This window comes from Variovorax sp. P4_D9 (assembly GCF_056401695.1).
Window position 1 is genome coordinate 1 of sequence record NZ_JBFUIU010000415.1, and the last position, 8,024, is coordinate 8,024.

General features: G+C 68.3%; 9 protein-coding genes. 3 read left to right on the forward strand and 6 right to left on the reverse strand.

Translation table 11 applies throughout. The features are described 5' to 3' along the window. Positions 1-110 precede the first annotated feature (110 nt). Together AC1DY5_RS33275 and AC1DY5_RS33280 are read right to left on the reverse strand one after the other, a co-directional pair. Positions 111-695: an HD domain-containing protein gene (locus AC1DY5_RS33275; protein WP_478118452.1), complete on the reverse strand. Its 585-nt coding sequence runs from the start codon at positions 693-695 to the stop codon at positions 111-113. Positions 696-941: 246 nt separating this feature from the next. After that, on the reverse strand, positions 942-2,111 hold the full coding sequence (locus AC1DY5_RS33280; RefSeq protein ID WP_478118453.1) for an ABC transporter substrate-binding protein: 1,170 nt from the start codon (positions 2,109-2,111) through the stop codon (positions 942-944). 225 nt (positions 2,112-2,336) lie between these two features. Between AC1DY5_RS33280 and AC1DY5_RS33285 the strand changes: the two genes are divergently transcribed. After that, positions 2,337-2,774 carry a hypothetical protein gene (locus AC1DY5_RS33285; RefSeq protein ID WP_478118455.1) on the forward strand — a complete coding sequence of 146 codons (438 nt, stop codon included), beginning with the start codon at positions 2,337-2,339 and terminating at the stop codon, positions 2,772-2,774. An 8-nt stretch (positions 2,775-2,782) separates the two neighbouring features. On the opposite strand, the gene trmB is transcribed toward AC1DY5_RS33285, so the two are convergent. The 4 genes from trmB to AC1DY5_RS33305 form a co-directional block, all read right to left on the reverse strand. After that, positions 2,783-3,562, reverse strand: a complete 780-nt coding sequence (gene trmB / locus AC1DY5_RS33290) for a tRNA (guanosine(46)-N7)-methyltransferase TrmB (protein WP_478118457.1) — start codon at positions 3,560-3,562, stop codon at positions 2,783-2,785. Further along, positions 3,532-4,446 carry a tRNA glutamyl-Q(34) synthetase GluQRS gene (gene gluQRS, locus AC1DY5_RS33295; protein ID WP_478118459.1) on the reverse strand — a complete coding sequence of 305 codons (915 nt, stop codon included), beginning with the start codon at positions 4,444-4,446 and terminating at the stop codon, positions 3,532-3,534. The genes trmB and gluQRS overlap by 31 nt, the downstream gene beginning before the upstream one ends. Positions 4,447-4,462: 16 nt before the next feature. Further along, on the reverse strand, positions 4,463-5,536 hold the full coding sequence (locus AC1DY5_RS33300) for an NAD(P)/FAD-dependent oxidoreductase (RefSeq protein ID WP_478118461.1): 1,074 nt from the start codon (positions 5,534-5,536) through the stop codon (positions 4,463-4,465). An 83-nt stretch (positions 5,537-5,619) separates the two neighbouring features. Continuing rightward, positions 5,620-6,573, reverse strand: a complete 954-nt coding sequence (locus AC1DY5_RS33305) for a LysR family transcriptional regulator (RefSeq protein WP_478118463.1) — start codon at positions 6,571-6,573, stop codon at positions 5,620-5,622. A gap of 141 nt (positions 6,574-6,714) precedes the next feature. On the opposite strand from AC1DY5_RS33305, the gene AC1DY5_RS33310 reads away from it, so the two are divergent. Together AC1DY5_RS33310 and AC1DY5_RS33315 are read left to right on the forward strand one after the other, a co-directional pair. After that, positions 6,715-7,416 carry a pirin family protein gene (locus AC1DY5_RS33310; protein WP_478118465.1) on the forward strand — a complete coding sequence of 234 codons (702 nt, stop codon included), beginning with the start codon at positions 6,715-6,717 and terminating at the stop codon, positions 7,414-7,416. A gap of 37 nt (positions 7,417-7,453) precedes the next feature. Continuing rightward, a complete protein-coding gene (locus AC1DY5_RS33315) occupies positions 7,454-7,894 on the forward strand; it encodes a DoxX family protein (RefSeq protein WP_478118467.1) in 441 nt (146 codons plus the stop codon). Positions 7,895-8,024 lie beyond the last annotated feature (130 nt).

Here is an 8,024-nt window from a genome sequence, read left to right on the forward strand (position 1 = left end):
GCCGGTAGCAGGCCGCGAGGTCGACGCGCAATTGCCATTCTTCGGCGCTGACGAGCTTCTGGATGTCGGAGTGGGAAGCGGCGGTCATGGGATTCTCCTTGGAGGTGGGTTCAGGCGGGGCGGGTCTCTGGTTGCTTATAGATGCTCTGCCGCGGCTGGGCCATCAGCCGCCTGAGCATTGGCTTGAACTCGCCGATCGGCAGGGTCTCGGCCTTGGGGTCGAAGGCGGGGTTGTCGTAGAGTTCGCAGAATTCGGCCGTGCGCTCGAAGCAGGGATGGCTGCGGAAGTTCTCGCGCAGGTCGCGGTCGAGGCCGATGTGATGGAAGAAGTAGTGGCCCTGGAAGATGCCGTGGTGGGCCACCATCCAATGGTTCTCCTCGCTCACGAAGGGCTTGAGGATCGCCGCCGCGATGTCCGGGTGGTTCATGGTGCCGAGCGTGTCGCCGATGTCGTGCAGCAGCGCGCAGACCACGTACTCCTCGTCGCGGCCGTCGCGCAGCGCGCGCGTCGCGGTCTGCAGCGAATGGCTGTAGCGATCGATCGGGAAGCCGCCGTAGTCGCCTTCGAGGATCTGCAGGTGCTTGATCACGCGCTCGGGCAGGCCCTGCGCGAACTGCATGAATTCGCTGCCGATCAGCTTCCAGTCGTCCTGGGTGCTGTCCTGCATGCGGACGAAAGTCGCTCTGGCATTCATTGTGTGTGCCTCCGTGGGTTTGCGGCTCACTGTAGACCTGCACTTGACGCTCAACTGTCAAGAATTTGACAATGGAAGGCCCAGGTAAACCCCCGGATCCCGAGCCGACCCCCATGCCCCAGCCCTCCAGACCGCGTCTGTCCGCTGCACACCGTGCCGCGATGGAACGCTGGAGACGCTGCAGCGGCTGGGCAGCACGGGTTAGGGTGGCTGGGATCGCTGTCGATCAACGACCGCGGGCGCAATTCAACGCAGGATCCGCCCCTCCTTGGTGATGCTGATCAGGTCGATGCTGCGTCCGGGGTCGCGCAGTCCGGGGCGCAGGTTGATGCGGAAGCCGCCGACGTCGTAGTCGGTCATTCCGGCCATCACGCGCTGCAGTGTGGCGGGCGTGAAGCCCTTGCCGGCGCGGCGCACCGCCTCGGCCGCGGTCTTGGTGGCGATGAAGCCCTCGAGCCCCTCGTAGGAGGGCGCCTGGTCCGAGTTCTCGACCGCAGCCAGGTATTCCTTGACGATCGGGATGGCCGACGGACGCGGCGAAGGCACCACCTGCGAGATCACGATGCCGCCGATGTCCTTGCCGAGTGCCGCGTAGAGCGGATCGATGCCAACGATCGAGAAGGCCGTGAAGCTGCCCGCGTAGCCGCTCTTGCGCAGTCGGCGGATCACGTCGGCCGTGGTGGTCGAGAGCGAGACCAGCACGATGGCCTGCGGCGACTGCTTCTGCACCAAGGCCAGCGCGGCCTCGAGCCTGTCGCCGCCGGCCGGGACCAGCGCACTTGCCACCAGCGGGGCCAGCTTGAGTTCGGCTATCGCCTGCTGCACCGCGGCCAGGCCGGCGCGGCCCATCTCGTCGTCGTCGCCGATCAGGGCGATGCGGGTCTGGCCGACCGTCTCGCACTGGCGCACGATCTTGAACGCCTCGTCGGCCATGCTCGGCCGGACGTGGAACACGTTGGGATGGGCGCCGCCGCGCAGGTTGTCGGCCGCCGCGAAGGGCGCGAACAGCACGCTGCCCTGTTGCGCCGCCGCCGCCGCGCCGGCGTCGCTGCTGGCGGTGCCGACGAAGCCGAACAGCATGTCGGCTTTGTGGGTGCCGAGCAGCGTGCGCGCATTGGCGCCGGCGCGGGCGGCGTCGTAGCCGTCGTCGAGTTGCACCAGCTTCAGCTGGAGGCCGCTGGCGACGCTGCTTTCGTTGAATTCGTTCGCATAGAGCCGGGCTCCGGCCGCGAAGGCCAGGCCGATCTCGCTGGCTGCGCCGGTCAGGGGCACCGACTGTCCGAGGATCACCGTGCGCGTCGCGACGGCGCGCGGCCCGACCTGCGCGTGGCTGCGACGGCTGGCGGCGGCAAGCCCGCCGCCCAGCAGCAATGCGGCGCCGGACTGCGCCATCCAAGTCCTGCGGGTGAGAATCATCGGAAGCCTTTCGCTACATCTTTCGAAAAATGTAGCGACTTCGATCCCTTACACGAAGGCACTAAGTCACGTTCGGACATCCCGGGCGGGAGCGACGCTTCGGCCGAGTGGCGTCGCTGCAAATTTGTTAACTTTTTGTATGTGAGTTGTGGCTTTTTGCACAGGGGCAAAGTGCCTTCCGGTGTCAATATCCCGCCTGAACCGGAATCGTTCCGGACGGATGAAATGAAGCAAACGTCAACTGAAATCGCATTGCTGGAAAGCGCTCTGGTGGCCATCGAGAAAGTGCTGGCCTATGCCGACAGCCAACTCCAGGGCGCACCCTATTTGGGCCCGACCGCCAACCTGCCCCTGGAGGCCCTACGTACCGCCGCCCAGACCGAGGAGCAACACTTCAGGGCCAGTGCCGCCCAGACTGCGGCCAACATCTGCCTGAGTTCGGCCGCTGCCCTGGTCGACGTCAGCCAGGCGCTGCTGAATCGCCGCGGCGCCCGCAGCGATCCCGAACTCGAGCGGGAGTGGCAGGCCCTGATCACGCACACCAAGATCGCCAGCCGCTCGGCCTATCGCGCCGCGCTCGTGATGGCGGCGCAGAAGAACCTGCCGCAGGCTCAGGGTCTGGCGCCGACGCCGGCGGGCCCGTTGCCCACCTTGACGCACTGAGCACTGAATCAGCGGCGTTGGAACACCACGTCCCACACGCCGTGGCCGAGCTTGAGGCCGCGGTTCTCGAACTTGGTCAGCGGCCGGTAGTCCGGCTTGGGCGCATAGCCGGCGGCGGTGTTGCGCAGCAGCGGTTCGGCCGACAGCACCTCGAGCATCTGTTCGGCGTAGGGCTGCCAGTCGGTGGCGCAGTGCAGGTAGCCGCCGGCCGCCAGCCGGTCGGCCAGTTTGCTGATGAAGGGCGACTGGATCAGGCGGCGCTTGTTGTGCCGGGTCTTGTGCCACGGGTCCGGGAAGAACACGTGCACGCCCGCCAGCGAAGCCGGCGGCAGCATGTGGTCGAGCACGTCGACCGCATCGTGGACGCAGATCCGGATGTTCTGCAACTGCTGCTCGCCGATGCGCTTGAGCAGGGCGCCGACGCCCGGTTCATGCACCTCGCAGCAAAGGAAGTTCTTCTCGGGCATCAGCGCCGCGATGTGCGCCGTCGCCTCGCCCATGCCGAAGCCGATCTCGAGCACGGTCGGTGCCTGGCGGCCGAAGGCGACGCCGAAATCCAGCGGCTCGGCGCGGTAGGGCAGCAGGAACTGCGGGCCGAATTTCTCGTAGGCGCGAGCCTGGCCTTCGGTGGTCCGGCCGCCGCGCTTGACGAAGCTCTTCAGGCGGCGGTGCAGCGGATGCGCCTCGCCGGTGGGTTTGTCGCCGGCGGGCACGGTGGCCGACGGGTCGGCGGGGAGGTTGGTAGGAGAACGAGGAGTCACGGCGGCGGATTGTAGAGATCGCGCCATTCGCCGATCCAGCCGGCGAGCGCTTTGGCCGTCGTGGCGGCGTCGCCCGGCCGCAGACCGAGCACCCGCGCAGCGGCCTGGAGCGCGGCCAGCGCCTCGGCCGGCGTCGCCGTGGCGAGCGCTGCGGCACCGTTCTGCTTCGACAGCTTGTCGCCGTCGGCAGCCAGCACCAGCGGCGTGTGCAGGTAGCTCGGCGTGGCGAGACCGAGCGCCCGCTGCAACAGGATCTGGCGCGCTGTGTTATCGGCCAGGTCTTCGCCGCGCACCACGTCGGTCACGCCCTGCTCGGCGTCGTCGGCCACCACCGCGAGTTGGTAGGCCCAGGGGCCGTCGGCGCGCTTGAGCACGAAGTCGCCGACCTCGCTGGCGACCGCCTGCTGCTGGCTGCAGAGGCGGCGGTCGTTCCATTGCAGCAGCGTGCCGTCCTGGGTGGCCTCGAAACGCGAGGCCGCGAAGCGCCAGGCGCGCGCCGGCTTGCCTTGCAGGCCATCGCGGCAGGTGCCGGGATAGACCCGCTCGCCGTGCCGCGCGTGGGCGATGCCGCGTTCGGCCAGCGCCTGCTCGATGTCCTTGCGCGAACAGCCGCAGGGGTAGGCCCAGCGCGCCGCCACGAGCCGGTCGAGCGCGTCCTGGTAGAGGCCTGTGCGGTGGGTCTGCCACACCGGCGGCGCATCCGGCAGCAGGCCGCAGTCGGCGAGCTGCGCCAGGATGCGCTCGCCCATGCCGGGCAGGCAGCGCTCGGTGTCGGCATCCTCGATCCGCACCAGCCAGCGCGCTCGCGGACCGCGCGCCCGCACGTCGAGCCAACTGGCGAGCGCTGCGACCAGCGAGCCGGCATGCAGCGGCCCGGTCGGCGAGGGCGCGAAACGGCCGATCCGGATCATCGACGGGGCAGGCTCGTCAGGCCGCTACCTTGAGCGCCAAGGTAAGGCCGGAGAGGAAGGCATCCTCGACCCGGTGGCCGGTGCACCAGTCGCCGGCGATGCCGAGGCGCGCCTTGGCGTCCCACAGGTGAGGCTTGGCCACCGGCACCTGGGTCTGCGCCTCGGGCCAGCAGCGCGCCTGCGCGTGCGAGGGCGCGGCGCGGATCCCGGTGATTTCGGCGAAGGCGCGCAGCAGCTTGGCCTCGACCCGCGCGGCGTCGTCGCGCAGGTGCTCCTGCGACCAGGCGGCGCTGGCCTGCAGCGTCCATCGCTCGATCGGGTCGCGGCCGGGCTTGGACGACTCGCGCGCCAGCCAGGCCACGCGATGGTGGGTGCTGCGGGCGGCGTTCCATTGCGGGCCCAGGTGCGACAGCGTGGGCTGGTTGGCCTGGGGGAAGGCGATCATCAGCGTCCAGCAGGGTGCGATGCGAACCGCCTCGATCTTGCGGCTCAGTTCCGCCGACAGGCTTCCGTCGCCGAGCAGAGCGCGGGCGCGGGCCGGCGGCACCGCGAGCAGCACCCCGTCGAAGCCCGAATAGACATGCTGCGAATCGTCGGCTCCGGCGGTGCGCAGTTGCCAGCGTTTGCCGTCGAGTGCATCGCGCTCGATGTTCGTCACCTGGGTGCGCGTCAGCAGCGCGTCGCCCAGCGGCTGCGCCCAGTGGGCGACCAGCGCATCCATGCCGGGCTGGGCGACGAAGTGCGGCTCGCGCGCGGGCAGGGCGGCCTCGGCGACGCGGCCATGGGCGTCGAGCACGCGCACGAGGTTGGCGCTCCAGGGCTTGCAGACTTGCGGGGTGGTTTCCAGCACGCGCGCAAATCGCGGATCGCGCACCGTGAAATATTGCGCGCCGCTGTCGAAGCGGCCGAAGGGCGTGGTCTCGCTGGCCATGCGGCCGCCGGCGGCGGCTTGGCGCTCGAACACGGTCGCGCGGTGGCCGGCCTGCATCAGCGTTCGGGCGCAGGCCACGCCGGCGATGCCGGCGCCGATGACGGCGTAGTGGCGCGAAGCGGAGGATCGGTGGCGGTCGGCAACGGGTCGGATTGTCATGGCGGTCTCTTTGTCGGGTGGCAGGCCATGTGACTCTAACCGGGTTGGAGGGGGTGGCCGCTTGACGCTTGGCAAGAGGCTCGTCACCTTCCCCGGTGGCGCTCCAGCAGTGCGCGGCGGGTGCCTTCATTCTCGAAGCGCTCGAGCCACCACTGCATCGCGCGACCCGGGCTGCCGGCGCTGCGCACCCGCCAGGCGCAGTGCATGGTGGCCAGCGGCGCGACGCGTTCGGTCTTTCGCTCGACCAGATGTCCGGCGTCGATGTAGGGCCGCGCCATCGGCTCGGGCAGGAACCCTCCGCCCAGTCCGTGCAATTGCGCGGCCAGCTTGGCCTGCATCGTCGGCACCGTCAGCACGTCCTGCCCGCCGACGAGGTTGACCGTCATGCTGGGGCCGGCGCGCGAGGAGTCGGCCGCCGCCACCGCGCGGTGCTGGCGCAGCACCTCGTCGCTCAAGGGCACATCGATGCGCGCCAGGGGATGGTGCGGCGCCACCGCATAGACGAAGGCCAGCTTGCCCAGCGGCCGGCTGCGGATGCCCGTCGCGGTGAAGGCGAGGCTGGCCGCATCGAGCACGGCACCGACCGCGAGATCGGCTTCTCCGCTGGTCAGCGCCTCGATCGTGCCGAGCAGCGTCTCGTCGCGCAGCTTGAGCCGCGTCGGCGGTTCGAGTGCGTAGAACGCACCGACGAGGTCGAGCAGCGGATCGCGCGCGATGACGCTGTCGACCGCGATCGTGAGCATCGGCTCCCAGCCCGTGGCGACGCGCTTGACCCGGTTGGCGACCGCATCGATCTCGCCGAGCAGGCGGGTGGCCTCGCGCAGCAGTTCCACGCCCGCCTCCGTGACGCGCGCCTGGCGGCCGCTGCGGTCGAAAAGCAGCACGTCGAGGGCGTCTTCGATCATGCGCACCCGGTAGCTCAGCGCACTTGGGACGAGATTCAGGGCGCGTGCCGCGGCGGCGAAGCTGCCCGTGCTGGCCACCGTCTGCAGCATCGACAACGCGTCGGGCGTCAAAACTTCGCGCGCGGTAGGCATGAGAATCGATCAAAAAAATTGAATGATGCCATCAAACGGCATTGCTTTTCGCGGCGGGGGCGGGCCCTAAAGTTATAGCCATCCGCTGCGCACAGGGCGCGGCATTTCGAGAGGCCCTCCCCGGAGGGCAGGAGTTCGACAATGTTGAAAGTCCGTAAATCCCAGGAACGCGGGTATGCCGATCATGGCTGGCTGCGCTCCTTCCACAGCTTCTCCTTTGCGGGTTACTACGATCCGGCCCATATGGGCTTCGGCAACCTGCGCGTGATCAACGAAGACCGTGTTGCCGCGGGCGCCGGCTTCGGCACCCACGGCCACAAAGACATGGAGATCATCAGCTACGTGCTGTCCGGCGAACTGGCGCACAAGGACAGCATGGGGAACGTGGAATCGATCCCGCCCGGCGATGTCCAGCGCATGAGCGCCGGCCGCGGCGTGATGCACAGCGAGTTCAACCACAAGGCCGACGAGACCACGCATTTCCTGCAGATCTGGATCGAGCCGAACGTCCGCAGCATCGCCCCGAGCTACGAGCAGAAGACCTTCCCGGTCGAGGAGAAGCGCGGCAAGCTGCGGCTGGTCGCATCGCCCGACGGTGTCGAGGGCTCGGTGAGGGTGCATGCCGATGCGCGGCTGTTCGCGGGCCTGCTCGACGGCGACGAACAAGCCAGCCTGGCGCTGGACCCCCAGCGCAAGAGCTACGTGCACCTGGTGCGCGGCGAACTCGAGGCCAATGGCACGAAGCTCGCTACGGGTGATGCGGCCTTGCTCGAAGGCGAGAGCCGGCTGACCCTCGGCGCCGCCAAGGATGCCGAAGTGCTCGTGTTCGATCTTGCCGCCTGAAGTTCGATTTTTTTTTCAACCTAGAGGAGTCCATCCCATGTCCACCACCACCGCATCTCCCTATGCCGCTCCGGCCACCACCGGCGCTACCCAAGACTCGCTCGCGCTGCTCGGCCGCGTGCTGATTGCATTGCTCTTCGTGCCTGCCGGCTTCGGCAAGATCAGCGGCTTTGCCGGCGTCGTCGGCTACATCGGTGCAGTCGGCCTGCCCTTGCCGCAACTCGGCGCAGTCATCGCGATCGCTGTGGAACTGGGCCTCGGCCTGTTGCTGCTGGTCGGCTACAAGACGCGCATCGTGTCGATCGTGCTGGCCGTGTTCACGGTCGCGACGGCGGTGTTCTTTCACAACTACTGGGCCATGCCCGCCGACAAGGCGTACGTCAACCAGCTGATGTTCTTCAAGAACATCGCGATCGCTGGTGGCCTGCTTGCGATCGCCGCCCTGGGCGCTGGCCGCTTCAGCATCGACAGGAAGTAACTCCCCCGGGTTGCCCCGCACATCGTGTCGGGGCTGCGCCGGCCGGGCGATTACGATGCGCTGTTCGCGTTGACTAGGAAAAGTTCATGGCCGACATCGTTGTCGTTTTTCATTCGGGCTACGGCCACAC

Bases quoted from the DNA above. Each gene is read 5' to 3' on its own strand.
- AC1DY5_RS33275 (WP_478118452.1), bottom strand. From the start codon at position 695: ATGAATGCCAGAGCGACTTTCGTCCGCATGCAGGACAGCACCCAGGAC.
- AC1DY5_RS33280 (WP_478118453.1), bottom strand. From the start codon at position 2,111: ATGATTCTCACCCGCAGGACTTGGATGGCGCAGTCCGGCGCCGCATTG.
- AC1DY5_RS33285 (WP_478118455.1), top strand. From the start codon at position 2,337: ATGAAGCAAACGTCAACTGAAATCGCATTGCTGGAAAGCGCTCTGGTG.
- trmB (WP_478118457.1), bottom strand. From the start codon at position 3,562: ATGGCGCGATCTCTACAATCCGCCGCCGTGACTCCTCGTTCTCCTACC.
- gluQRS (WP_478118459.1), bottom strand. From the start codon at position 4,446: ATGATCCGGATCGGCCGTTTCGCGCCCTCGCCGACCGGGCCGCTGCAT.
- AC1DY5_RS33300 (WP_478118461.1), bottom strand. From the start codon at position 5,536: ATGACAATCCGACCCGTTGCCGACCGCCACCGATCCTCCGCTTCGCGC.
- AC1DY5_RS33305 (WP_478118463.1), bottom strand. From the start codon at position 6,573: ATGCCTACCGCGCGCGAAGTTTTGACGCCCGACGCGTTGTCGATGCTG.
- AC1DY5_RS33310 (WP_478118465.1), top strand. From the start codon at position 6,715: ATGTTGAAAGTCCGTAAATCCCAGGAACGCGGGTATGCCGATCATGGC.
- AC1DY5_RS33315 (WP_478118467.1), top strand. From the start codon at position 7,454: ATGTCCACCACCACCGCATCTCCCTATGCCGCTCCGGCCACCACCGGC.